Source organism: Odoribacter lunatus (assembly GCF_943193135.1).
GTDB lineage: Bacteria > Bacteroidota > Bacteroidia > Bacteroidales > Marinifilaceae > Culturomica > Culturomica lunata.
This window is the reverse complement of record NZ_CALPCZ010000014.1, coordinates 19,490-45,113: the sequence shown is the minus strand read 5'-3', so window position 1 is coordinate 45,113 and position 25,624 is coordinate 19,490. Positions and strand designations below refer to the sequence as shown.

General features: G+C 44.3%; 20 protein-coding genes and 1 tRNA gene. 13 read left to right on the top strand and 8 right to left on the bottom strand.

Annotated features, from left to right (window positions below):
• Positions 1-109: 109 nt before the first annotated feature.
• The 6 genes from NFR61_RS07020 to mscL all read left to right on the top strand — a co-directional run bounded on the left by NFR61_RS07020 (position 110) and on the right by mscL (position 5,895).
• On the top strand, positions 110-985 hold the full coding sequence (locus NFR61_RS07020) for a metal ABC transporter solute-binding protein, Zn/Mn family (RefSeq protein ID WP_251622065.1): 876 nt from the start codon (positions 110-112) through the stop codon (positions 983-985).
• Between the two features lie 13 nt (positions 986-998).
• The gene (locus NFR61_RS07015; protein ID WP_251622063.1) at positions 999-1,739 is read left to right on the top strand and encodes a metal ABC transporter ATP-binding protein; all 741 of its coding nucleotides are present in this window, start codon (positions 999-1,001) and stop codon (positions 1,737-1,739) included.
• Between the two features lies 1 nt (position 1,740).
• Positions 1,741-2,544, top strand: coding sequence for a metal ABC transporter permease (locus tag NFR61_RS07010; protein ID WP_251622061.1), 804 nt, complete (start codon positions 1,741-1,743; stop codon positions 2,542-2,544).
• Between the two features lie 93 nt (positions 2,545-2,637).
• A complete protein-coding gene (gene lpdA, locus NFR61_RS07005; protein WP_251622058.1) occupies positions 2,638-4,029 on the top strand; it encodes a dihydrolipoyl dehydrogenase in 1,392 nt (463 codons plus the stop codon).
• A gap of 22 nt (positions 4,030-4,051) precedes the next feature.
• Positions 4,052-5,431, top strand: coding sequence for a C1 family peptidase (locus tag NFR61_RS07000; protein WP_251622056.1), 1,380 nt, complete (start codon positions 4,052-4,054; stop codon positions 5,429-5,431).
• 29 nt (positions 5,432-5,460) lie between these two features.
• Positions 5,461-5,895 (top strand): large-conductance mechanosensitive channel protein MscL, encoded by a 435-nt coding sequence (gene mscL / locus NFR61_RS06995; RefSeq protein WP_251622054.1) that lies wholly within the window; start codon positions 5,461-5,463, stop codon positions 5,893-5,895.
• A 59-nt stretch (positions 5,896-5,954) separates the two neighbouring features.
• Here the strand turns inward: mscL and ispF are convergent, their stop codons facing one another.
• On the bottom strand, positions 5,955-6,434 hold the full coding sequence (ispF, locus tag NFR61_RS06990; RefSeq protein ID WP_251622052.1) for a 2-C-methyl-D-erythritol 2,4-cyclodiphosphate synthase: 480 nt from the start codon (positions 6,432-6,434) through the stop codon (positions 5,955-5,957).
• Positions 6,435-6,622: 188 nt separating this feature from the next.
• Here ispF and NFR61_RS06985 point away from each other — a divergent pair, with 188 nt between their 5' ends.
• The 4 genes from NFR61_RS06985 (at position 6,623) to NFR61_RS06970 (ending at position 11,567) form a co-directional block, all read left to right on the top strand.
• Entirely contained in the window at positions 6,623-8,134 is a 1,512-nt protein-coding gene (locus tag NFR61_RS06985; RefSeq protein ID WP_251622051.1) for an SUMF1/EgtB/PvdO family nonheme iron enzyme, read from the top strand.
• A 67-nt stretch (positions 8,135-8,201) separates the two neighbouring features.
• Positions 8,202-9,491: a UDP-N-acetylmuramoyl-tripeptide--D-alanyl-D-alanine ligase gene (locus tag NFR61_RS06980; RefSeq protein ID WP_251622046.1), complete on the top strand. Its 1,290-nt coding sequence runs from the start codon at positions 8,202-8,204 to the stop codon at positions 9,489-9,491.
• A 10-nt stretch (positions 9,492-9,501) separates the two neighbouring features.
• Entirely contained in the window at positions 9,502-10,230 is a 729-nt protein-coding gene (locus NFR61_RS06975) for a polyprenol monophosphomannose synthase (protein ID WP_251622045.1), read from the top strand.
• The gene (locus tag NFR61_RS06970; RefSeq protein ID WP_251622043.1) at positions 10,227-11,567 is read left to right on the top strand and encodes a dihydroorotase; all 1,341 of its coding nucleotides are present in this window, start codon (positions 10,227-10,229) and stop codon (positions 11,565-11,567) included. The genes NFR61_RS06975 and NFR61_RS06970 overlap by 4 nt, the downstream gene beginning before the upstream one ends.
• Before the next feature lie 19 nt (positions 11,568-11,586).
• On the opposite strand, the gene NFR61_RS06965 is transcribed toward NFR61_RS06970, so the two are convergent.
• From NFR61_RS06965 to NFR61_RS06955, 3 genes are all read right to left on the bottom strand, one after another.
• A complete protein-coding gene (locus NFR61_RS06965) occupies positions 11,587-12,510 on the bottom strand; it encodes a hypothetical protein (RefSeq protein ID WP_251622042.1) in 924 nt (307 codons plus the stop codon).
• Between the two features lie 47 nt (positions 12,511-12,557).
• Entirely contained in the window at positions 12,558-13,835 is a 1,278-nt protein-coding gene (purD, locus tag NFR61_RS06960) for a phosphoribosylamine--glycine ligase (RefSeq protein WP_251622040.1), read from the bottom strand.
• A gap of 61 nt (positions 13,836-13,896) precedes the next feature.
• Positions 13,897-14,568: a DUF2461 domain-containing protein gene (locus tag NFR61_RS06955; RefSeq protein WP_251622038.1), complete on the bottom strand. Its 672-nt coding sequence runs from the start codon at positions 14,566-14,568 to the stop codon at positions 13,897-13,899.
• A 135-nt stretch (positions 14,569-14,703) separates the two neighbouring features.
• On the opposite strand from NFR61_RS06955, the gene NFR61_RS06950 reads away from it, so the two are divergent.
• A complete protein-coding gene (locus tag NFR61_RS06950; protein WP_251622036.1) occupies positions 14,704-16,257 on the top strand; it encodes a sialidase family protein in 1,554 nt (517 codons plus the stop codon).
• 40 nt (positions 16,258-16,297) lie between these two features.
• Here NFR61_RS06950 and NFR61_RS06945 read toward each other — a convergent pair whose 3' ends face one another.
• From NFR61_RS06945 to NFR61_RS06935, 3 genes are read right to left on the bottom strand one after another with little or no spacing between them, the layout of a single operon-like run.
• Entirely contained in the window at positions 16,298-16,630 is a 333-nt protein-coding gene (locus NFR61_RS06945) for a PAS domain-containing protein (protein WP_251622034.1), read from the bottom strand.
• Positions 16,631-16,658: 28 nt separating this feature from the next.
• Positions 16,659-22,505, bottom strand: a complete 5,847-nt coding sequence (locus NFR61_RS06940) for a PKD domain-containing protein (RefSeq protein WP_251622032.1) — start codon at positions 22,503-22,505, stop codon at positions 16,659-16,661.
• 14 nt (positions 22,506-22,519) lie between these two features.
• Positions 22,520-23,626, bottom strand: coding sequence for a PorP/SprF family type IX secretion system membrane protein (locus NFR61_RS06935; protein ID WP_251622031.1), 1,107 nt, complete (start codon positions 23,624-23,626; stop codon positions 22,520-22,522).
• 197 nt (positions 23,627-23,823) lie between these two features.
• On the opposite strand from NFR61_RS06935, the gene NFR61_RS06930 reads away from it, so the two are divergent.
• Positions 23,824-23,897, top strand: a tRNA-Asn gene (locus NFR61_RS06930).
• Between the two features lie 50 nt (positions 23,898-23,947).
• The gene (locus NFR61_RS06925; protein WP_251622030.1) at positions 23,948-24,205 is read left to right on the top strand and encodes a hypothetical protein; all 258 of its coding nucleotides are present in this window, start codon (positions 23,948-23,950) and stop codon (positions 24,203-24,205) included.
• A gap of 60 nt (positions 24,206-24,265) precedes the next feature.
• Here NFR61_RS06925 and NFR61_RS06920 read toward each other — a convergent pair whose 3' ends face one another.
• A complete protein-coding gene (locus tag NFR61_RS06920) occupies positions 24,266-25,438 on the bottom strand; it encodes an AIR synthase related protein (RefSeq protein ID WP_251622029.1) in 1,173 nt (390 codons plus the stop codon).
• Between the last annotated feature and the right edge of the window lie 186 nt (positions 25,439-25,624).

The following is a 25,624-nucleotide window of genomic DNA, read 5'->3' as shown; positions in this document are numbered from 1 at the left end:
TGAAAATTTCAGAAATCCGAAAGAAATGAATATATTCAAGTATGATTTGAAATAATTATTTCTTCGTACCTTTGCACTGTTTTATCAGCAAAACAGGAATGTAATAATTATGAAAGTTTCTTTTCATTCGACCGTATTATTTTATTTCATCATTGTCTGTCTGTGTGCTTGCCGTTCTTCACAAACGAACCGACCTACCGTAAGTGTCAGTATCCTCCCTCAAAAGTATTTTATAGAACGCATAGCTAAAGAAGAGGTAAAAGTCAACGTGATGATTCCGCCGGGCATGAATCCCGCTACCTGCGATTTAAACATCGGACAATTAAAAGATTTGTATAACAGCGATGTCTATTTTGCCATCGGCAACCTGCCTTTTGAACAAACACACCTCTATCCGGTATTGACTCGCAAACCGGAAATTTTGCTTATCAGACATTCAGACAGTCTGTCACTGCTGGCTGGCAGCTGCGGTCACCACCACTCCCATCCGGGAGAAAGCGTGGATCCCCATATCTGGCTGTCCCCCGCTTATGCCTTGCATATCTGTCAGCAAATAGTGGAAACACTCTCCCGGAAATATCCCGACAAACGGGACTTTTTTACGGCAAATTACAACGAATTGAAAGCCGACATCGACCTTTTCGCCCAGGAAGCGACGAACGTCCTGTCCACCCAAAAGAACCGGGCATTCCTCATTTACCACCCCGCTCTAACCTATTTCGCCCATGACTACGGACTGGAACAAATATCCATCGAGGAGGAAGGGAAAGAGCCTCACCCCGCTCACCTGAAAGAGATTGTCGATGAAGCCCGGAACAAATCCATCTCCGTAATCTTCATCCAAAAACAGTTCGACATAAAAAATGCGGAAGCTGTCGCCCGCTCAACCGCCAGCCGAATCGTCCCCATAGACCCTTTAAACGAAAACTGGCTGGAAGAAATGTATCACTTGCTGCAGGTATTCCGCGAAAATTCCTCAGATTGATCAACGTATCTTTATGTCTACGATTTTAGAATTAAAACATATTACTGCCGGTTACGATGGACTGTCCGTACTGCATGACGTCAATCTCCAAATCAACGAACAGGATTTTATCGGAGTAATCGGTCCCAACGGGGGAGGAAAAACGACCTTGCTGAAAATCATATTGGGACTGCTGAAACCTTATGAAGGAGAAGTCATCTATCATCAGTCCAAACACAATCTTTTCGGTTACCTTCCGCAAAACAGCCGTTTTGACCGGCATTTCCCCATCAGCATCACGGAAGTGGTCCTTTCCGGATTATTGTCGGAGAAAGGACTGAAAGGCCATTACACCCGGGAAGACCGGAAAAAGGCTCGGATGTTGCTGGAGAAATACGGCATGGGCAACTACCTGAACACCCCTATCGGAGAGCTGTCGGGCGGACAGATGCAGCGTGTATTCCTCTGCCGGGCGATTGTTTCCTCGCCCCGCCTGCTGATTCTGGACGAACCCGCCACCTATGTCGATTGCGACTTTGAAAAAGAGCTCTACAACATACTCCGGGAACTGAACCGGAGTTTAAGTATCATCATGGTCTCCCACGATGTGGGAACGATCTGTTCATACGTCAAAACCATCGCCTGTGTAAACCGGGGATTGCATTACCACAACTCGAACCTGATTTCTCCCGAACAGCTGAAATCATACCACTGTCCCATCGAATTGATTTCACACGGACAAATACCCCACCGAGTATTAACCAATCACGAATAGTATGCTGGAACTACTGAAATACGACTTCTTTCAAAACGCCTTTATCACTACGTTGCTTATCGGTATCAGCTGCGGGCTGGTCGGCACTTACATCGTAGCCAAACGGATGGTTTTCATCAGCGGGGGGATTACCCATGCGTCCTTCGGCGGATTGGGTTTTTCTTATTTCATCGGCTTGTCTCCCATGACAGGAGCAACATTTTTCGCCATCGTCTCCGCTTTGGGCATACTTTGGTTTTCGGAGAACAAAAAGCTAAGGGAAGATTCGCTCATCGGCATATTCTGGTCTGCCGGTATGGCCATCGGTATTCTGTTCATCTACCTGACACCGGGCTACGCCCCCGACCTGATGTCATACCTGTTCGGAAATATTCTGACCGTCACCGGCGAACAAATCGCCTTGTCGGGCTTGCTGTGTCTGGGTATCATCCTGTTTTTCGTTCTATTTTACCGGCCTCTCTTCTACATCGCTTTCGACAAAGAATACTGCCGCACACATCATCTTCCGATCCAACGGATAGACATCGGCATTTCCCTTATTATCGCGCTTTGCGTCGTATTTTGCATGAAACTGGCAGGAATCATTCTGGTCATTTCCTATCTGACCATTCCGCAGGCCATTGCCGGCGTATTTTATAAAAACTTCAAGCAATTACTGATAGCTTCCGCTGTCATCAGCAGTCTCGGTTCCTTAATCGGGCTTTTCATTTCCGCCCTGCTGAACCTTCCTTCCGGAGCAACTATCGTCATTTGCTTCCTGGTTTTCTTTATTATCGCACGCATCGGGAAAAAACTGTTGCGATAAAGCTACATTAAAGTTTCCCTTTGCGTATTTAAAAGATTTTCAATATTTTTGTATAAAAGCAGTTTTATTCACATGATTAAAAACAATTGATATATGAATTTCGATTTAATTGTTATTGGAAGTGGTCCCGGAGGATATGTCGCAGCTATCAGGGCTGCCCAATGCGGGATGCAAGTCGCCGTAGTTGAAAAAGCGGAATTGGGAGGAATATGTCTCAACTGGGGATGTATTCCGACAAAATCCCTTTTAAAATCGGCACAAGTGCTGGATTACACCCGTCAGGCAGCGGATTACGGTGTTAAAGCCGGAGAAGCGAAAGCCGATTTTTCCGCCGTTATCGCCCGAAGCCGCGGCGTAGCGGATAAAATGAGCAAAGGCATCCAGTACCTGTTTAAAAAGAACAACATTACCATCCTCAATGGCCGGGGTTCTCTGCTTGCCGGTAAAAAAGTCCGGGTAGAACAACTGGACGGCACCAGTGAAACACACGAAGCCCAACACATTATTCTTGCCACCGGTGCCCGTTCCCGGGTGCTCCCGACTATCCCGCAGGACGGTAAACGAATTATCGGTTACCGACAGGCTCTCACGTTAGAACACAAACCGGCGTCCATGTTAGTGGTCGGTTCAGGAGCAATCGGTTCGGAACTCGCCTGGTTCTATAATGCCATGGGTACGAAAGTCACTTTGGTGGAATTTATGCCCAACATTTTGCCGGTAGAAGACGAAGAGGTATCCAAACAGGTGGCCCGCTCCTTCAAGAAAGCCGGTATCGACGTCCTGGTCAAATCCTCAGTGGAAAGTGTAGACGCATCGGGCGAATTATTAAAAGTCAGTATCCGCAACAAAAAAGACGAAATTGAAATACATGAAGTAGAGACCGTACTATCGGCGGTCGGAATCACACCCAACATCGAAAACATCGGTTTGGAGGATGCCGGTATCGAAATAGAGAAAGGACGGATAAAAGTGGATGATTTCTACCGTACGAATGTAGAAGGCATCTACGCCATCGGTGACATTGTACACGGTCCCGCCCTCGCCCATGTCGCTTCAGCAGAGGCGATTTGCTGTGTAGAAAAAATAGCTGGTCTCTCCCCCGAACCCATCGATTACGGCAATATTCCCGGATGTACTTATACCTCTCCCGAGGTAGCCTCCGTCGGACTCACGGAAGCCAAAGCCCTGGAAGCCGGCTTCGAATTAAAAGTCGGGAAATTCCCGTTTACCGCTTCCGGTAAAGCAAGTGCCGCCGGAGCCAATGAAGGGTTCGTAAAATTGATTTTCAATGCTGCCGACGATACGCTTTTAGGAGCTCACCTGGTCGGTGCCAATGTTACGGAAATGATTGCCGAACTGGTAGTCGCCCGTAAAAAGAAAATAACAGGTCGCGAACTGATTGCAACCATTCATCCCCATCCGACTATGAGCGAGGCGGTCATGGAAGCGGCTGCGGCAGCTCATGGAGAAACAGTACATTTATAACCATTTCATAATAAAAGGAACGATGAAAAGAAAAATTTTTACCGCTTTATTTACAACTTTCTGCGTCGGTTTATTTGCCCAGACCGTCACAGAAAAAGATTTACAGGAGATACAGGCCGGTTTTAAGAAAGATGCTTCTACCCGGGCTATTCAGAATATCCTGACCAATGATAAAAATATCAGGGAGAATGCCCTCAACCGGGAATTACAGGGCAAGATAGACCATTACTTCAAATACCGGGTAAATGTTAAAGGCATTACCAACCAGCAAAGCTCCGGACGCTGCTGGATGTTTACTTCCATGAACGTCTTGCGCCCGGAAATCATGAAAAAATATAATCTGAACGATTTCGATTTCTCTCACAACTTCACCTATTTCTGGGATATTTTCGAGAAGTCCAACCTGTTTCTTGAAAACATTCTTGCCACGGCAGGAAAAGAAATGACGGACCGGGAAGTTTCCGAATATTTCAAATCTCCCGTCAATGACGGCGGCGTCTGGAATCTGTATTACAATGTGGCACAAAAATACGGCGTAGTACCTCAGGAAGTAATGCCGGAAACCGCTCATTCCAACAATACCTCACAGATGACAGGGTTGATAAATGAAAAACTGAGACTGGGCGGATACACACTGCGCGAAATGGCAGCAGCCGGAAAAAGCCCCAAAGAGCTGCAAACGGCCAAAAAAGAGATTTTAAAGGATGTATACCGGATTTTAGCCCTCTGTTTAGGAGAACCGCCCCATGAATTTACATGGCGCTTCAAAGACAAAGACGGCAATGTCAAAGAACTGGTGAATTATACCCCGAAGCAGTTTTACAAAGAGATTACCCCTGCCGATTACAGTCCGGACAATTACATCATGATTATGAACGACCCGACCCGAGAGTACTATAAAGTTTATGAGATCCAGAATTACCGGAATACCCTGGAGGGAGTCAACTGGATTTACCTGAATCTACCGAACGAGGCCATTAAGAAGGCCGCATTGGCTTCCATAAAAAACAACGAAGCCATGTATGCCTCCTGTGACGTGGGGAAACAATTCCAACGCGAAACAGGCATTTTAGACCCGAAAATGTATGATTACGAATCGTTGTTGGGAGTAAAGCTGCATATGGACAAAAAAGCCCGTATCCTAACCCGTCAAAGCGGTTCGTCGCATGCCATGACTCTCGTCGGCTGCGATACGGACAGCAACGACCGTCCGCTCAAATGGGAATTTGAGAACAGCTGGGGAAGCAACAGCGGCCACAAAGGTTACCTGACTTTCACGGACGACTGGTTTGACGAATACATGTTCCGCCTCGTCGTCCACAAAAAATACCTGGACGACAAAGCCAAAGCGAGCCTGAAAACCAAACCGGTGCAATTGCCCGTATGGGATTATATGTATTGACAATTATGGATTCACTAAAATAAACAGAAATGAAAATCAGTTTTTTACAAGATTTCAAAACATTCGCCATGCGAGGCAATGTTATCGACATGGCAGTCGGTGTGATTATCGGCGGTGCATTCGGAAAAATCGTATCTTCTATCGTAGCAGACGTCATCATGCCTCCCATCGGCTTACTGGTAGGCGGTGTCAATTTCACAGATTTAAAGCTGCAATTAAAGCCTGCGGAAATTGTCGATGGAGTTGAAAAAGCCGCTGTGACACTGAACTACGGCAACTTTTTGCAAGTGACATTCGATTTTATCATCATTGCCTTTTCTATTTTCCTGTTCATCCGGCTTCTTTCCAAGCTAAACCGCAAGAAAGAAGAAGCTGTACCCACCGCTCCTCCCGCTCCAAGCAAAGAAGAAGTATTGCTGACGGAAATCCGCGATCTACTGAAAGAACAAAACGAGAAAAAATAAATTCCGGAAATATATGAAGCAAAGCAGTCAGGGGAATAATTTCCCTGACTCTTTTTTAGTTATTCCTTAATAATCAAAACTGTCGCATAAGCAGAGACTCCCTCTTCCCTTCCTTCAAATCCCAACTGTTCCGTTGTCGTCGCTTTCACGGACATATCTTCTATGTCAATCCCGATTATAGAAGCAAGGCAAACGCGCATTTCTTCAATATAGCCTTTTAATTTCGGTTTCTGCATACAAACGATACTGTCGACATTGCTGACTGTAAATCCCTGCTCCCGAATCAAGCCGACAGTTCTTCCCAGCAGTATCTTGCTGTCAATCCCTTTAAAAGTATCGGAAGTATCCGGGAAATGATAACCTATATCCCGCAGCCCAGCAGCCCCCAGCAGCGCGTCACAAATCGCATGGATTAGCACATCCCCGTCGGAATGAGCCACACATCCTTTTACATGTTCCACTTTTATGCCTCCAAGCCACAACTCCAAACCTTCTTCCAGACGATGCACATCAAACCCGATTCCTGTTTTTATCTTCATTTTTTGTCTATTTTTCCTTTCACATCTGCAAGATTAACAAAAAAAGCGTTAAAACCGCACTATATAAAGCATTGAATTCAAAAAAATATGACGTTTTTATTTTTATAAATGCAATTTTCCCTATATTTGTGAACTAATTATTGAGTGCTTATTTTTTATACTTAGAATACAGCTAAAATTTACTCAAGATGAGAAAACACAATATTTTATTCGTTGGTATATGTTCTTTGTTACTCTTTTCCACGACTTCTTGTCAAAAAATAAAGAGTATTTTCGGCGGAGGGAAAAAATCTTCTACTACAGGTTGGGCATATAACGATTCCAAGAACGGAGGGTTTGAATATAAAAAAGTAAAAGGTCAGAAAGCCGGACCGGGTTTGGTGTATATACCGGGAGGTACATTTACCATGGGACGTACTCAAGAGGACGTCATGGGAGAATGGAACAACAACCCGCGACGGGTTACCATCGCCTCTTTCTATATGGATGAACATGAGGTAAGAAACATTGATTGGCTGGAATATCTGAAATGGCTGGAACGGGTTTTTGTCAGCTATCCCGAAGAGTACCGCAAAGCATTGCCCGATACATTGGTATGGCGTGAACAATTGGCTTACAACGAACCGATGGTTACTAATTACCTGCGCTTCCCGTCGTATGCGGAATATCCTGTGGTAGGGGTAAGTTGGGAACAGGCTACCGAATACTGTATCTGGCGTACGGACCGTGTGAACGAACAATTGTTGGTTGAGAAAAAAGTATTGGCTCACGATCCGGAAAATCAGAAAGACGAAAACAATTTCAATACAGATGCTTATTTAGCAAATCAATATACTGGTACGGTCAAGAAAAACTACAAAGGTGTAGGCAAAGAGAGAAGAGCCGTTAGATGGGAAGACGGTATCTTATTGCCGGAATACCGTTTACCAACGGAAGCTGAATGGGAATATGCAGCCCTTGCACTTGTAGGAAATACAAAAGATGAAAGAATTTCCAACGCCCGCATTTACCCTTGGGACGGTACATGGCTCAGATATGCCAACAAAAAACATCGGGGACAGATGATGGCAAATTATGCTCGTGGCAAAGGTGACTACATGGGTGTGGCTGAAAAAGGCAAAAAGGATATGTCTAATGACGGTTTTGATTACACGGCACCTGTTAAATCTTTTTGGCCGAACGATTTCGGTTTATACGATATGGCTGGAAATGTCAATGAGTGGGTATCAGACGTATACCGTCCGTTATCTTTCCAGGATATGGCGGAATTTAATCCCTATCGAGGTAATGTATTCAAGACACGTGTTACCGATGAAGACGGCAACATTGCACAAAAAGACAGTTTAGGTAGAATGCGTTATCGGCTACAGACAGATGCAGAATTGGCTAACCGCGAAAATTACAGAACAGCTGATAACCGTAACTATGATGACGGTGACATCAAATCAAGACTTTTGTCTGATGTAGACTGGAAATCCAAAGATACCAAAGGTACAAAAGATATGTATTATGTCACAGATGAAGAAACCACAACCTTAATTGATGACGAGGCAAGGGTTTACAAAGGTGGGTCATGGAAGGACAGAGCTTATTGGATTGTGCCCGGCAGTCGTCGCTATTTGAACCAGAAGAAAGCAGCCAACGACATCGGATTCCGTTGCGCCATGAGTCAAATCGGAGGAAAGAAAGTTAAGAAATAATTTCACGAATTATAAAAAAGAAAGGTTGTGTGATTACACAACCTTTTTTAATGAATATACTGCTCTTATGCAAAATCTCGAATATCTATACGACCGATATATTAAGGGAAAACGGATTACTACCGATTCTCGTACTGTCAGGGAAGGTGATGTCTTTATCGCTCTGAAAGGGGAAAACTTCAATGGGAATTTATTTGCCCTGCAAGCTATTGAAGCCGGGGCATCCGTAGCTTTCATTGATGATTCCACCATCCAGCACGAACGGTGTATTCCGGTAACAGATACACTTATTTTTCTTCAAGAAATAGCCTCTTATCACCGACACCGCCTCGGCATCCCAATTTTAGGAATTACAGGTACAAACGGTAAAACGACAACCAAAGAACTTTGTCATGCCGTTCTGTCGGTAAAATATAAGACATTTGCCACACAAGGAAATTTCAACAACCATATCGGCGTTCCCCTCACCCTGCTAAGCCTGGATGAAACCACACAATTCGGTATTGTTGAAATGGGAGCTAATCATCCCGGAGAAATCAAAACTCTTTGTGATATCGCAGACCCTGATTACGGAATCATTACCAATATCGGAGAAGCCCACTTGGAAGGATTCGGTTCTTATAATACAATTATTGAGACCAAAAAGCAACTCTATGAGCATATCCAAGCCAAAAACGGGCAATTATTTGTCAACGACGATGACCCGCTGTTGGTAAAATTGTCGGAAGACATACACAGGAATACCTACGGTAAAAACGGAAATCAAGCCAAAGGAGAAATCAAGCAATCCATCCCTTTTCTCGTCTATTCCTTAAAAACACTCAAAGGCGATTTATATATCCGCACACATTTAATCGGAGGATACAACTTCGACAATGCGATGGCCGCTTCGTGCGTCGGCTTATTCTTCGGGATTTCTCCATTGGATATACAAAAAGCCATAGAAGGTTATCAACCCTCCAATCTTCGCTCACAATTAGTAAAAACGGAGAAAAACACAATTATTTTAGACGCTTATAATGCAAATCCCAGCAGTATGAAAGCTGCCCTCACCAATTTCAGCGAATTCCGGGCAGATAACAAAATACTAATTTTAGGCGAAATGCGGGAATTGGGAAAGGCTAGCGAAACGGCTCACAAAGAAATTTTCGAGATGACCCGAAATGCCGGTTTTACCCAAATTATTCTCATCGGCAATAGTTTTGCCCATTACGGTAATAATGTTAATTTTATCCGTCATTTCCAAACGACAGACGATTTGATTGTCTGGCTACAATCCCAACCGATAGAGTCAGCCTGCATTCTTATCAAGGGGTCGAGAGGAAATAAACTGGAACGTATCGTTGAATATTTATAATTACCCTGACGTGAACGACAGATTAGTTATCATACCGACTTATAACGAAAAAGAAAATATTGAAAATATCATCCGGTATGTATTTTCTTTACAACCTGCTTTCGATATTCTCATTATTGAAGATAATTCACCAGACGGTACAGCCGCCATTGTAGAGAACCTGCAAAAAGAGTTCAGTGGACTACATATGATTCGCCGGGAAGGGAAATTAGGACTGGGTACCGCCTACCTCACGGGATTCGACTGGGGATTATCACAAGGGTATAATTATATCTTTGAAATGGATGCCGATTTCTCCCACAATCCCGATGATTTGGTACGCTTATATAACGCGTGCCTGGAAGGAGCCGATATGGCCATCGGTTCTCGTTACGTCACCGGAGTCAATGTTGTGAACTGGCCCATGGGACGGGTACTGATGTCTTATTTCGCCTCCAAATACGTGCGAATAGTTACCGGCATGAAAATCCACGATGCCACAGCAGGTTTTGTCTGCTATACAAGAAAAGTATTGGAAGACATACAATCCAAACGGATTCATTTTAAAGGATACGCTTTTCAGATTGAGATGAAATTTACGGCCTGGACAGCTGGTTTTAAATTACAAGAGGTACCTATCATTTTTACCGACCGCACCTTAGGTACGTCGAAGATGAGCGGAGGTATCTTTACGGAAGCTTTCCTCGGTGTGTTTATGATGAAACTCAGAAGTCTTTTTAAAACAAAGAAAAGAAGATGAAGAAAATCATCAAAAACGGAACACTTATCAACGAAAATAAAGTGTTTAAAGCCCACATCATCATTGAAGACCAATTTATCACCGATATTATTCCTCTCGGAGAACTTACTGAAAGTATGCTCCAGGGAGCGGAAATTATTGATGCTGCCAATCAGTTTGTCATCCCCGGAGTCATAGATGACCAAGTGCATTTCAGAGAACCGGGACTTACTCACAAAGGAGATATTGCGGAAGGAAGCCGGGCTGCGGCAGCAGGCGGAGTAACTTCCTTCATGGATATGCCCAATGTCATCCCCCCCACAACAACCCTCGATTTATTAAAAGAAAAGCAGGAAATTGCCGCCCGAAACTCGCTGGTTAATTATTCCTTTTATTTGGGAGCCACCTCCGATAACCTGAACGAGATAAAACAAGTCGATACTTCTACAACGTGCGGCATAAAAGTTTTCATGGGCTCCTCCACGGGCAATATGCTGGTAGATAATATTCAATCTCTGGAAAAAATATTTGCGGAATCACCCTTACTTATCGCCACTCATTGCGAAGATACCCCTACCATCGCCCGCAACTTAAATTTTTACAAAGAAAAATTCGGAGATGACATTCCACCTTACTGCCATCCTCTTATCAGAAGCCGGGAAGCCTGCTTCAAAAGTTCATCGTTAGCGTGTGAATTAGCTTCCAAATACAATACCCGCTTACACTTGCTCCACCTAAGTACCGCGGAGGAACTGACTTTGCTTGAAAAGGCCCGGAATGAAGGAAAAAATATTACGGGAGAGGTCTGCGTACATCACCTATGGTTTAACGATTCCGCCTACAAGAATAAAGGTAACTTTGTCAGATGGAATCCCGCCATTAAAACAGAACTGGACAGACAAGCCCTATTGAAAGCCGTCAATGAAGGCCTTATTCATGTTATAGCTACCGACCATGCGCCGCATACAATACAGGAAAAGAGCGGCAATTATATAAAAGCCGCCAGCGGAGGTCCCATGATTCAACACTCTTTGCCCGTCATGCTTGAATTGGCAGAAAGAGGAGAAACAACTTTAGCAACCGTTGTTGAACGCATGTGCCACGCTCCCGCCGACTTATTCAAAATTGAAAAACGAGGCTATTTGCGCAAAGGCTACAAAGCCGACATATCTCTCTTTAAAAAAGAAAAGTGGACGGTAGAAAAAGAAAACATCCTATACAAATGCGGCTGGTCTCCTCTTGAAGATAGCACGTTATCTTACCAGATTACCACAACACTTGTAAACGGAAATATTGTTTATCAAAACGGTCAATTCAACCACACTGTTAAAGGTGAATTGCTCCGGTTCAATCATTAATTTTCTCTTTTTAAATTGCCTAAAACAACGACAGAAGACAAGAAAAAAGAAAAAGAATAAAGAATAAATCACTTACCCACCCAGTACGTTTTAAAATAAAATATTGAGCATAAAAATAAGCAATAGGGCAAGCCAGCAAATAAAGAATATTCGGTTGTATTCCCGGTATAATAAATATAGTGAGCGACAGGAAAAAAAACAAGAATAACAAAGAAAGCATCCCCCGCCGCTGATTCACAACAAAGAGAGAATTATAACCGATAACTTTCAGTAATGAAAGTAGCAGTAAAAACGACAAAATACCAGCACCAACCAATTCCTTTTTAGAAAAAGTCTCTACAAATTCACCCGATAACAATATATTCTTAAAGACTGGAACAAAATCACTCCAGTTTCCCATCCACCAATAACCGAACAAGGCGAAAAACAATACTGTCACAAAACCCAAAAGCAATGCCATAACATCTCTCACCGTAGAACGTCCGGAAACAAACATCGCACATACCGCCCACAAAAACAACAATACAAACTTAGGATAGACAACGATGGCAGAAGATACCAAAAAACCGAAATTAAAAAGAGTGGTATTAAATTGAGTTTTCAAAATAGCCCCTTGTAATTCCCCGAAACCAATCATCAGCAACAAGGAAGCAATAAATAAATAATCCACCCCATAGACCGGAAGCAGCCAAGCAATCAAAAAAAGATAAATCAAAGAAGGCAAGGCTGTTGTCTGTTGTAAAAACTTATACTTTGCATTCAGAACGAACAAGCAGTAAGTCATGGCAAGACCGCCTACCAATCCGCTTATCACCCGCTCTTCCCCTCTCAAATAGTCAATAACTCTCAATGGAAACATACTCTCCAGCCCCTCCGGCTGCACAAAGGAAAGTGTATCGCCATAAAAGTGCCATGCAACAAGAGCTACCGCAATAAAAGGCAAACAAAAAAGCAAATAGAGCTTCTTGGATTTCAAAAAACGGTCAAAAATCATCCTAATTTCATCAAATCTTGTCCGATATCCCTTCTAAAACATTTTCCTTCAAAAGAAATGTTTTCAACATTTGCATAAGACCTTTGCAAAGCCTCCTGTATTGTACTCCCAAAAGAACTGACAGCCATTACGCGCCCGCCGTTCGTTAAGACCTCCTCTCCGACACACTTGGTACCGGCATGAAATACAATACTTCCTTCAGTATTTCCTATACTGATATCTTTCCCTTTCTCATAACTCTCCGGATAGCCCTTTGATACCAACATAACAGTCGTACAGAAACGGGAATCCATCTCAAACACCACATCGGCTAATTTTCCGGTAGCTGTAGCCTCAAACAGATGAATCAAATCTGTTTTTAACCGCGGCAAAACCACCTCCGTTTCCGGATCTCCCATACGCACATTATATTCAATCACCCAAGGTTCCCCGCCCGAATTCATCAATCCGAAAAAGATAAATCCTTTATAATCGATACCCTCCTTCCTTAACCCTTCTATCGTCGGTCTGATAATTTTTTCCTCCACCTTTCTATTAAAAGCACTATCGGCAAAAGGCACCGGAGACACAGCCCCCATACCTCCCGTATTCAATCCCGTATCCCCCTCTCCTACACGCTTGTAATCTTTTGCAGAACCCAATACTTTATAACTCTTTCCATCCGTAATAGCAAATACTGAAATCTCTATTCCGGACAAAAATTCCTCTATCACCACCCGTTTACTCGCTTGTCCGAACTTTCCGTCAAGCATGCTCTCCAATTCCCTTTCCGCTTCCGCAAGTTCGTGAAGAATCAATACACCCTTCCCCGCAGCCAATCCATCTGCTTTTAAAACATACGGCGGCTTCAACGTCCTTAAAAACGCTTTGCCCCCTTCAATATCATCAGAAGTAACCGTCCGATAAGCCGCTGTCGGTATTTTATGGCGAAACATGAATTCTTTCGCAAAATCCTTACTGCCTTCCAAAAGGGCACCCGCTTTACCTGGTCCGATAATTTTTATTCCGGCAAAACGTTTATCCGTTTCCAAAAAATCCCGTATCCCCCCTACCAAAGGATCTTCAGGCCCAACCACTACCATTTCAATTCCCTTTTCTGCAATAAAATCCGCAATCGCCGGGAAATCGGTTACTCCGATATTGACATTTTCAGCAATCCGAGCCGTACCTGCATTACCAGGCGCCACATACAACTTTCCCAATTCTTTACTTTGCAACATCTTCCACGCCAAAGCATGCTCACGTCCCCCGTTTCCCAATAATAAAACATCCATTATTTTCCTGTATTTCGTAATCTTATTAATTCATCCAATCGCACAAAAATAATAAATCTCCCTAATTTTCTCCTTCCCCGTCTACGGTATAATTCAAGAAGCGATGAAATGGCACCATCACTCTAAAAACATCCGTAATCCTGTTTATAGCCTCTTCCCCTTTGAAAAAATCATCCGGCTTGCGGGAAATAATATCATAATGCTTACGCTTTAACAAATCCCCCTCCGGGAAATCGGCAGGAAAAGGTGCCGGCACCTTCTTCAACATATCCTCCCTGTCCAATTCACCGAATTCTTTCGCAAACTCCTTATCCCGCAATATACCCGTAAATTCCTCTATATTATCGTAAATATCCTGTCTCACCCTCTTTAACAAGGCGGGTTCGGGACAATACAAACCTCCTCCCAACAAACAATTATCGGGTTCCAGGTGCACATAATAACCCGCCCTGTCACTGCTTCTCCCTCTCGGAGCACACATATAAGCAGCCATATGGGTCTTATAAGGCGTTTTATCCGGCGAAAAACGGGTATCCCGATAAATACGATAAACACAATCCTTCGCCTCCAGACGACTCAACTCCTCATCAAATTCCGCAATCTTATCTATCAACTGCTGCACCCACTTCTCAAACTCCATTTTCAAAACCAGGAACTCCGGCTTATGCTCGTTAAACCACTCCCGGTTATTATGCTGCCGTAACTCCCGTAAAAAAGTAAATATTCTTTCCATGTATACCTCCTTATTTCCATATCTATTTTAGCTTTTAAAGATAAAAGGAATTTCATAAAGAATACACTTCTTATACCGATAAAATATTGTTATATTTGTCGAAACCATTATATAAATTAAAATCATTTCTTCATTATGAGAAAAATAAACCTTTTGTACATTGTAATCTTTTTGCTTGTGACGGGATGTTCCGCTCCTAAATATCAAGTAAGAGTTACCCCCAACAAAGCAGTCTCTCCCGCCTTTATTGCCAAAAAAGAGAACTCCCTGTTAACTTTGAAAGTCACGAACCCGACGGACAAAGAAATTTGCGTAAAATCCATTACATTAACAACAAATGGAACAACCGACCTATCCGACATCGAATCCGTCAGCATCTATTTTACGGGGAACGCTGCACAATTCACTCCGAATGTACTATTCGGCAGTACATCAAAAACAAACCCCACAATGATATTCAAAGGGTGTCAGTACCTCAAACCCGGAGACAATTATTTCTACGCATCGGTATCTTTAAAACCGAAAGCTTCTTTACAGCATAAAGTTAATCTAAACTGCAAAGAATTCGTGATAAAAGACGCCGCCGTTCGTATCAACGAATCCATACCACTACCCAAATCCTCCATCGGCTACGCCGTAAGACAAAAAAATGACAACGGCAGTAAATCCTACCGTATACCGGGCATGGTTTGCACACCTAAAGGAACATTAATCACCGTATACGACATCCGCTGGAACAATTCATCCGACTTACAGGAAGACATCGACGTAGGTGTCAGCCGGAGCCTTGACGGCGGGCAAACATGGTTACCCATGCAAAAAGCTATCGACATGGGTGAATGGGGCGGACGTCCGCAAAAGGAAAATGGAGTCGGAGACCCGGCTATCCTTGTAGACCCGGAAACCGGACGTGTGTGGGTAGCGGCCTTATGGTTGCACGGCAAACCCGACAAAAGAGCCTGGTGGGCATCTCAACCGGGTATGGAACCGGAAGTAACCGGTCAATTCGTCCTCGCATATAGCGACGATGAAGGGGCTACCTGGTCGGAACCCATCAACATCACTCCGCAGGTAAAAAATCCGGAATGGTATCTCTGCTTCAACGGACCGGGCATGGGCATTACAACCAAAGACGGCACACTGGTATTTGCTGCCCAATACAAAGACAAAAAACAAGTTCCGCATTCAACCATTGTATACAGTAAAGACAAAGGAAAAACCTGGCACATCGGTACCGGTGCAAAACCCAATACAACGGAATCACAGGTAGTCGAATTGGAAGACGGTTCCCTTATGCTGAATATGCGCGACGATAACAGAGGTTCCCGCTCCGTATGCATCACCAAAGATTTCGGACAAACATGGACGGAACACCCGAGTTCCCGTTCCGCTCTACCGGAACCCGTTTGCCAAGCCAGCCTCATCCGGATAAAAACCGCGGACGGCAAAAACGGTCTGGCATTCTTCAATCCCGCCACCCACAAAGGACGCCATCACATGACATTAAAACTCAGCTTTGACGAAGGCATGAGCTGGCCGGAAAAATACCACACGCTTATCTACGAACCGAACTGTTTCGGTTATTCCTGTCTGGCACAAATCAATCCGACCACACTCGGCGTATTCTTTGAAGGATCCAACGACTTATATTTCCAACAGATTGATTTAGAAGAAATAATAAATCAATAAAAAACAGAGAAGTGGGGAAATCCCCACTTCTTCTTTTATATTACTTTCTGATATAATGTTTCAACTCTACGGGAATCTCCATAGACAACTCCATAAATCCTCCATACTCCCCATTTTCATACCACGGAGTCTGATATATCAGCTTCTTTACCCCGTTCTTCTCAATCGTATACACATGAGTTCTCGGATTCTGCAACATATCCGCCAATAACGAATGAGCAGGTTCCGGATGACAGTCCAGCACATTTTTTCCTACCAGTTCCTCCCTGCCCGGTTTCAAAAAAGTCTTCCGCGATTTGTCGTTCATCTCGATAATTTTCCCCTCCTTGTCGCACACCGTCACCGCCACATTTACTTCCTTAAAATAATCCATACAATCTATTATATATTAATTACATACTTTACTCCCTTAACAACAAAACCGTCCCCTGCGTCGTCTGCGACACACCGGACTCATTATTCTTTCCCGTCCATACATCATCATTCCCGAAAATTGCCTTAGCACGCCAAATATAAATACCCTGCGGCATCGGCTTCCCCTTTGGATTACAACCGTCCCAGCCTTCCGAGGGTTTACCGTCCTCCAAGGCTTCCGTTTCCCACAATTTATTCCGGTACTGGTCAAAAATCTCCAGCTTATAATATTGTAATCCCATTCCTATCCCGTTAAAGCGGTTAATCTTGCCATTTTGACTATGCGGAATAAACGTATTGGGAAAATACAACCCTTTCAGCAACACTTCATGTTCCAAAGTAGCCGTATCCCGGCACGTATACTCATTTTCCGTTATCAGAGAAAAATTATATATCCCATTCTCCATAAATTCAAAATGCTGATCGCCGACCGTATGAATCATCTTACCATCCGGTAAAACCCAAATATAATCAACATACCCTTCCGGTGACAAATTAAGCACATCCACCTTCTGAGGCCTTCCGTTCGTCACCTGCTTCCCTATTTCCGCATGCGGCAGATAGGCAACCCGCATGTTCCCCGTAAAATCTTCCGGACATCCCTTGTCGCTCACGGCATGCAATACAACAACATAATCCAGCAAGGCATCGGTTTCATTCGTATACAAATGCTCCTCTGCGGACGTTTCAGGACTACCGTCTCCATAATTCCACATCATCCGGGCCGCAACGCCTTCCACTTGCGGTTGATAAAGATAAGGAGGACAAACCAGCGTATCAAAAGGAGTTATATGCAACACGGGACGAGGATGAACAGCCAATACAAGCTCCTCCCTTGAGCTGCAATCCGCCCGGTTTTCCCCAATAACCTCCAACACCACCGGATAATTTCCCGGCTCCTTATAAACATAAGAAAATGCAGGTGAATACACCGTCGAATCATCTCCTAAATCCCACTTTAGCCAACGCAACTTCTGATCCGTCGTAAAAGCAAAATGAAACGTATCCCTGTCGCAATGTTCCTGTTCCACCAATAACTCCAATTTCGGATTCCCGATGACATGGATATATTTACTGGTCGTATCCGAAGAACAACCGTTATCCACAAACAACAATACCTTATACACACCGCTATCCCGATAGACATGGCATGCATTCCACGACGTATCACGTACTTCATCCCCGAAATCCCAATACTTATAAGCAATATCCCGGGCCGTATCCCGCGTATAATTGGTAAAACATATCTCCTCTCCCACACAAATATCATCCTTAGGCCGATTGAAAAATGCCCGCACACTCTGCGCCAACACCGTCAACGGATGCATAAGACTGTCTCTCCCGCATTGATTTTCGGCAACCAACGACACCTCAAACACCCTTCTTGCCGTATCCGTCACATACAAATAATCCATCGGCTCAAATACATGCAACGGATCCGTCCCGTCCCCCATGTGCCATACATACCTGTTATTAGACCCCGTCGAAACATTCAATACTTTCAAAGTCAGCGGAGAACAATTCCTTTCTCCGTTCTCAAAAAGAAAATGTACATGCGGCACAGACCCCACAACCAAAGAATCAATTTTATTCGTTTCGTTACAAATATTATAAACCCTAAACTTCACTTGATATACCGTATCCTCCAGCGTTGAATAAAACAATTGCGGATTGGGCGGCACCAACGCATCGGAAACCGTCCCGTTCCCCAATATCCACTCGAAATGCAAATTATGATCGCTGTAATCCGCTTCTTTCACTTGAAGCGTAATACTTACTTCCGGGCCGCATTCATTATGCGTAGACATCGTAAAATCCGCCTGCGGAGCATCATTTACCACCTCGATCCGATGAACAGAGGAAGTATCCAGACAACCGTGCACAGACTCCGCAATCAACTTCACATCATAATACCCCGCCTCTTCATACACATAGCCTCCATTCCCCGACAAAACCTCCAAATCCGCCCCCGTATAATATTCCCACATATATTGTTTCTCTTCCGGACTTTTATTTACAACAAACTCCGCCAACACCCCGCGACAATACTGCGGCTGTGAAACAAAATCCGTATTCGGCAAAACATGTACCGTCATAACCGTCGAATCAACATTCGTACATTGGTGAAAATCTTCATAACGATAAAACACTTTAAAATTTCCAGCACGCTCCGCCCGGAAATAATGCCCCGCCAATACATTCCCTTCTAAATCCCAATAGCCCCGATTAGACTGCCACACAACTCCGACCGCCGAATCGCGCCCCACCAACAACTGCGGCTCATGATTCAAACACATTTCCAACGGAGCCCCCGCCTCTACATAAGGCAACGGCCATATATGCATCGTCATTTCCTTGGTATCCACACACGAATAATTATACAGCTTATACACCAATCTCACATCCTGCTCATCATACGCCCCGAATTTCGGATTAAAATAATAGCGGTTGCCCCGTTTAACTATAATCTCTCCGGCATGAGGTATATTCGTATCTTTCAACGACCAAATTCCGGTATCCGGCACGGCCGTCAATAACAAGGGCTCCGGACTCTGGCTGCAAATAGCGGCATCCTCTATCGAGGTAATCGGAACAAATTCATCCGCCCGAATATAAAAAGTTTTCTCCCCTGACGTCTGACATCGGTTCCAATATTTAACTTCAAGCACATAATCACCGTGATGAAAACGGATATCCGGATAAACCGACGTCTCGGAAGACGTTCCCAAATATTCATATCCCTCCGAAACGGAACCGGATTTCTCCGTAATCGTCCACTGCGCCGAACGAATAGCATCATTACGCGAATCAATACTTATCAATTCCTTCCCTTCAAAATCAAAAGGCTCACAAACGCCCGAAACATCGGCTATCGTGATCTCAGGCACACCGCTTACCGTCACAAAAAAATAAGGGAACTCTTTTTCTGTACAAAGGCCTATCACCTTTGCATACACCCGATAATCTCCATACTTCGAGAATGTAATCTCCGGCAACTGAACCGTCGATGTCTTGCCCCCATCCTGAAAAACATACCCGTCTTCCTGTCCTTCCACCCGCCATTCCCATTGCAGTCCGCCTTCCCCAAAAGTCGTATTCATGAATGCCACCGCCCCTCCTTCACAGATTTCACCCGTCCCCTCCATCGTAATGTCGCCATATATAACCGAATCATAGACATGAAATGTCCGGGTATCCGTCAAAGAATCCTCGTCACATCCCTGCGTATGGGACGTCAATTCCACTTTCACCCGATAGTCTCCCGGCTGTTGAAAATCAATCTTCGGATATTCAACCGAAGCATCATCTATCGTAAACCCACCATCCTTATTTCCTCCCGAAATCCGCTCTACTGTCCATTGGACTTCCGGAACATTATTAAACCACTGATACGTCACAAAGCCTTTCATGTCGTGTTCTCCGGGACAGAGGCTGACATTGTCCTGCAACCCGACTTTCGGGTCCTTTTGGACGACAACCCGGAAAATCGTGTCCAAAGTTCCGCAATAGCTACCCACCGCCCCCCGTACTTCATACGTTCCCCAATGATTAAAGCCGATGACAGCCACACTATGATCGTTGCCATACTCATTGAATTTAACACTTCCGTCCAATGGCAATACTGTCCAGGCGTATTGCATGCCTCCTTCCGCCGCTTCGGCATTTAAACTAAATTGCAGGCTTTCCCCCTCGCAAACCAACGAGTCTATGGCACTTCCCGTCATCGTCATCGCCGAGTTGCGCACCCGAAGGCTACCTGTTCTCAACTTCTCCGCCCCTTGTTCCGGACAACCGGCAGAGTTTAATTCCACCGTAAAACGATATTCTCCCGGCTTTTCAAACAATATCGCCGGATAGGGCGTGTTTTCATCGCCGGTGACAAACTGCCAACCGTCTTTCGGCTGTATCGACCATTTTACCCAAGCCTCATTGTTATAAAATTGAAATCCTGCCGAACTACCGGGATAAAACAAATAGCCCTCTCCGGGGCATACCGCCTCCGGCAATTCCAAAAAGAGAATCGACGGGTCTTTGCGCACATGCACTTGAAATACCGTATCCACTGCCCCACATCCGCCGGGAGCAGACATCCGCAATTTCACCTCATAGTTTCCGTACCTGCCGAATTTTATGATCGGTGAAGCGCTTTTCATATCGGTATTGTTTATGAATTCGACTCTCGTCATGGGTTGCACCGACCACTCATATTGCAAATTGTCGCCTATGGAACTATTCGCAAACCTGACGGTTCCATTTTCGCATATATTCAGCGGCGTCGTATCTATCTTGACCGTTATGGCGGGGTCATATACCGTAACCTCTTTCGTATCGGTCAGTTTTGTCCCGCCACACCCAACATCCGGCAACCGCAACGCCACCTGGTAAACTCCCGCCTGCTTAAAACGGAGAACCGGATAGGCTGACTGCGCATCCGTTCCGTTCAGCCACTCCACGTCCGCATTATTCGTTCCTCCCCTCCGAGTAATCGTCCACTTCGCACCTTCCACATTGCCGTTCCACAAAACCGAAATAAAATCAGTCATATTCCATGTGTCCGACAAACATGTTTTTTCCGGAACATCGTAACGAATCAAATCGGGGTCCTGCAACACGGTAATAATCGTATCCGTCTCATCGTATGAACAGTGATTACCGACCATATACGTCACCTTGTATCTCCCATAATGCTCGAACCTTACCTGCATATGCCCCGTTCGGGTATCATATTCAGGCGGCGCATATCCTGCATCCAAAGAAGTGATCAACCACGCTCCCCACATTGTCTCCCGATTTCTTATCAACAACAACTCCCCCGTGCAAACCGTATCTTTCTCCGGTTCTATCATAGCTTTCACTTGCGCTACGACACGTACAGACACCTCTGCCGTATCCCCGGCACATTCATATTCGTTCGTCGCTATCAAACGAATTTTATACCCGTTCTCTCTGGCTTCTTCGTAAGTTACAGATGGATGTTTAGCATAACTTTTTTTCCCATTGCCAAAATCCCATTCATATTCAACATTGGTAGGCAAACAATTAATCCCAAGCGCCTCATTAGTTGTGTTATGCAACTGCACCGGAACAAACGTGCAATTTTCCCCATCAAATTCAGAAAAAGTGAAACTAGCATCTATTTTCTCAGCCACTTTCTCTTCATAGTGCATGTTCATCTCATACTCTGTACCGCATTCATTCGATACGGTAAGCCATACATCGAAATATTCTGTTGAACGCCCGATATGATGCTCGTCACAAGACGAATACTCAAATGTGTGCGTTAAGCGCCCGCCAAAATTTTTCAATTCCTCATTCGTCAAATTTAAAACCGTCCCGTCATCAAAATCCAATTTATACGTTGTTCCCGCCGGATTTTCATTGTACACATTCACCAGATAAGTGATTTCAGTACCGACACATTGCATGTTTTGATTTTCCGGCTTCAAGTCAATCAAGGGACGCTTGAGAGCCTTTACTTTATAAATCGTTGAAACCCTTTTCCCGTCCAACGTTTCAGCAGAAAAGACAAGCGAATACTCCCCGGCTTCACTATATTCCACACGCCAAGGGAAATCCGCCTTCTCCAATCCGTCTTTTCCTTCCCCATTCCCGTATTCCAATTTATATGTACCGTCCTTAAAATTTCCTCCTCCCGCTTCCAACGACACATTTACGATAAATCTCCTCCCCTCAAGACTACAAATCAATATCTCATTTGTCCCTTCCTTTTTCCCCTCCCACGCCAACTGCGGCCCCGCTGTCTGGGCACGTAAACTGCCGGATAGCAATATAAAGGAAGCAGCCAGCAACACCAATAAAATATATTTTCTCATGATTGTCATCCCTTTCACAATTTAATAGTTTTATTCCCTCCTCTTTTCTGCCCTTTTATCCTGCCTGTCCTGTCAGGCATTTGCCCGAAGGGGCTGATACACCGTTTCGGTGAGTATTTCAAATACCAGTGAAGCGACAATGCGTGCGTCGTATTCCGATACATGGTACCCTGATTCGTCGGCACTTCATACGTATAAGCAAGTTGCCATCCCCTATCCCTTTTCGGAGCTATATTAAGCCCTAAATGGAATAACACCGAACCAACCTTCAAGCCCTCATACTGATCGCTCTTCATGCCCAAACCAATCATACCGAAACGTTCTTCTTTCCAACAAAGCCCGAAATGAAAACTTTTCATCGTGGAGTGAATATCCATCAGCAAATAAGGCGACAACACCGTATTCAAATCATTCAAAACCACCGGATGAGAATAGGAAAGATACCCCGAATAACGCCGCTGCAAGACATTCTCCGACGAAGATTCCGAACCGTGTTTCGATAAAAACGACTGCGTAGACTCAATGATATGATACACGGAAAAACCATACTCCAGACTTGCCACGCCATGCCAGCCAATAAGAAAATCCGTCTCTCCGTACATACCTGCCGCCACATCAAACATGAAAATATTATCCGCATAAAAGTTCACTAACTCCGGAGAAACATCCAATATCTGCCCATAAAAAGGGTCAAACTGGTCGCCCAACGTAATCCTTGACGGGTCTAATCCTTTCTTGTAAAATGTCGGTTGCAAACCAAGTTGTATGACAGTCGCACGAGACACCTGCACCCTTCCCGAAACAGAAACGCCCAACATATCCGTCACATATTTCAAGGCACTTTCCTGATCCCGCTGATACATTATGGAAATGCCCCCCAAACCGTATGTATTCTTATCCTGAAAAGGATAATCATAAGCCAGAAAATAAGTTCTTAAATCCAACGGATGACTCCAATGCGAACGTTGTACACCCAAAGCGGCACGCATCAATCCGTCAAACCCCGAATATCCCGGATTATTAAAAGATTTCCACATAAAAGGATGGGCAACTTTCGTATCCTGCGCCGAAACAACAGCAACATTATACAAAAGCCAAATCCACAATAAACCTTTTTTCATAACCAATGATTCCGGTAATTAACGGACGTACACTAAAATTATACATAATTTGACAAAGTTAATTTACTTTCTTTACATTCAAATAAAAACCACATATTTAATTCCCTCAAAAAGCATTTCGCTTTCTATATTTTTTCAGCAATAATTTTGGAGGTTTATAAAATAGCGCTATCTTTGCATCGCTTTTAAAGCGAAATTCCTTAGTAGCTCAGTTGGTTAGAGCGGCGGACTGTTAATCCGTAGGTCGTAGGTTCAAGTCCTACCTGAGGAGCTGAAATCCGGTGCTGGGAAGTGCCGGATTTTTGTTTTAAACGAAAAGCCATGAAAAATTTGAATAAAATAGCACTGATTCTCTCTTTTATTGTCGTATTGATTGCCTTCAGCGTATTATCCATGAGTTCCCTGCCGGCAGAATACAGGTACACCTGGATGGGACTGAATCCCCTGCGGGGTATGGAAGGCCTGGCCTTTACCGTCCAATACTTTCTCCACACTGGCGCCGTACTCACCTGGACAATCACCATCGCCCTCATTCTGCTTATATGGTGGCGCCTTTATGCCATCTTCAACCGAATATAAAAGGATGCCTAAAAGGCATCCTTTTCTTATATATAAAGGTTTATGAATGAAACCTACCTTTCAGTATATGAATTTCCCGAATTCACTGAGTAAGGTAAGCTTATTGCCTTCGCTGCTTTCGTGGCATCTGCCGACGATTTGAGCGTCAATATTGAATGTTCCGGATATGGCGATGATTTCATCGGCGAGTTTTTCGTCTACGTATATTTCCATACGGTGTCCCATATTGAATACTTTGTACATCTCTTCCCAAGAGGTGCCGGATTGTTCCTGTATCAGCCGGAACAAAGGAGGCACTGGAAACAGATTGTCTTTAATTACGTGCATGTTTTCTACGAAGTTCATCACTTTCGTCTGCGCACCGCCGGAGCAATGTACCATACCGTGAATCTGTCCCCGATAGCGATCCAGTATCCTTTTTATTACCGGCGCATACGTACGGGTGGGAGAAAGCACCAATTTCCCGGCATCCAACGACACGTTTTCCACCGCATCCGTCAAGCAGCAACCGCCGGCATATATCAATTCTTCCGGCACTTCGTGGTCATAACTTTCCGGATATTTCTCCGCCAGATATTTGGCAAATACATCATGGCGGGCAGAAGTCAGACCGTTGGAACCCATGCCGCCGTTATATTCTTTTTCGTAAGTCGCCTGTCCGTATGAAGCCAATCCGACAATAACGTCTCCCGGCCGTATATTTGCATTGTCAATTACATCTTTCCGCTTCATTCTGCACGTCACCGTAGAATCCACGATAATCGTACGCACCAGATCTCCCACATCCGCCGTCTCTCCTCCCGTGGAATAGATATTTACCCCCAACCGGCGGTATTCCTCCAACAACTCTTCCGTACCATTGATAATAGCAGCTATCACCTCGCCGGGTATCCGATTCTTATTACGGCCAATGGTTGAAGACAATAGAATATTATCCACCGCTCCCACACACAACAGGTCATCGATATTCATAATCAGAGCATCCTGCGCTATTCCTTTCCACACGGACAAATCACCGGTTTCTTTCCAGTACATGTAAGCCAGCGACGATTTCGTCCCCGCCCCATCCGCGTGCATGATATTACAATAATCAGGGTCTCCGCCCAAATAATCCGGGACTATTTTACAAAAAGCCCTGGGGAATATCCCTTTATCCACATTGCGGATAGCGTTGTGTACATCCTCTTTGGAGGCGGAAACACCCCGTTTATTATATCTCTCGTCTTTTCTCATGACTGCTTCTGTTACAATTCAGCCGCTAAAATTACAAAAACAATTTATAATACGGAAAATCATAGCCAACTTTAGACTTCCTACCGGATTCCGTATAGATTTTAACTGTTCATAGCCTCTTCTTCAATGCTATTTCAATTCTATAAAGCGCTTCACAACCTTTTCTACTTTCTGAAGTTTTTTCTT

What these genes read in the sequence shown, in the direction of transcription:
- NFR61_RS07015 (WP_251622063.1), top strand. Translation starts at nt 999, where the DNA reads ATGTCTACGATTTTAGAATTAAAACATATTACTGCCGGTTACGATGGA.
- NFR61_RS07010 (WP_251622061.1), top strand. Translation starts at nt 1,741, where the DNA reads ATGCTGGAACTACTGAAATACGACTTCTTTCAAAACGCCTTTATCACT.
- NFR61_RS06940 (WP_251622032.1), bottom strand. Translation starts at nt 22,505, where the DNA reads ATGAGAAAATATATTTTATTGGTGTTGCTGGCTGCTTCCTTTATATTG.
- NFR61_RS06985 (WP_251622051.1), top strand. Translation starts at nt 6,623, where the DNA reads ATGAGAAAACACAATATTTTATTCGTTGGTATATGTTCTTTGTTACTC.
- lpdA (WP_251622058.1), top strand. Translation starts at nt 2,638, where the DNA reads ATGAATTTCGATTTAATTGTTATTGGAAGTGGTCCCGGAGGATATGTC.
- NFR61_RS06935 (WP_251622031.1), bottom strand. Translation starts at nt 23,626, where the DNA reads ATGAAAAAAGGTTTATTGTGGATTTGGCTTTTGTATAATGTTGCTGTT.
- NFR61_RS07000 (WP_251622056.1), top strand. Translation starts at nt 4,052, where the DNA reads ATGAAAAGAAAAATTTTTACCGCTTTATTTACAACTTTCTGCGTCGGT.
- ispF (WP_251622052.1), bottom strand. Translation starts at nt 6,434, where the DNA reads ATGAAGATAAAAACAGGAATCGGGTTTGATGTGCATCGTCTGGAAGAA.
- NFR61_RS06950 (WP_251622036.1), top strand. Translation starts at nt 14,704, where the DNA reads ATGAGAAAAATAAACCTTTTGTACATTGTAATCTTTTTGCTTGTGACG.
- NFR61_RS06920 (WP_251622029.1), bottom strand. Translation starts at nt 25,438, where the DNA reads ATGAGAAAAGACGAGAGATATAATAAACGGGGTGTTTCCGCCTCCAAA.
- mscL (WP_251622054.1), top strand. Translation starts at nt 5,461, where the DNA reads ATGAAAATCAGTTTTTTACAAGATTTCAAAACATTCGCCATGCGAGGC.
- NFR61_RS06970 (WP_251622043.1), top strand. Translation starts at nt 10,227, where the DNA reads ATGAAGAAAATCATCAAAAACGGAACACTTATCAACGAAAATAAAGTG.
- purD (WP_251622040.1), bottom strand. Translation starts at nt 13,835, where the DNA reads ATGGATGTTTTATTATTGGGAAACGGGGGACGTGAGCATGCTTTGGCG.
- NFR61_RS06955 (WP_251622038.1), bottom strand. Translation starts at nt 14,568, where the DNA reads ATGGAAAGAATATTTACTTTTTTACGGGAGTTACGGCAGCATAATAAC.
- NFR61_RS07020 (WP_251622065.1), top strand. Translation starts at nt 110, where the DNA reads ATGAAAGTTTCTTTTCATTCGACCGTATTATTTTATTTCATCATTGTC.
- NFR61_RS06945 (WP_251622034.1), bottom strand. Translation starts at nt 16,630, where the DNA reads ATGGATTATTTTAAGGAAGTAAATGTGGCGGTGACGGTGTGCGACAAG.
- NFR61_RS06980 (WP_251622046.1), top strand. Translation starts at nt 8,202, where the DNA reads ATGCAAAATCTCGAATATCTATACGACCGATATATTAAGGGAAAACGG.
- NFR61_RS06925 (WP_251622030.1), top strand. Translation starts at nt 23,948, where the DNA reads ATGAAAAATTTGAATAAAATAGCACTGATTCTCTCTTTTATTGTCGTA.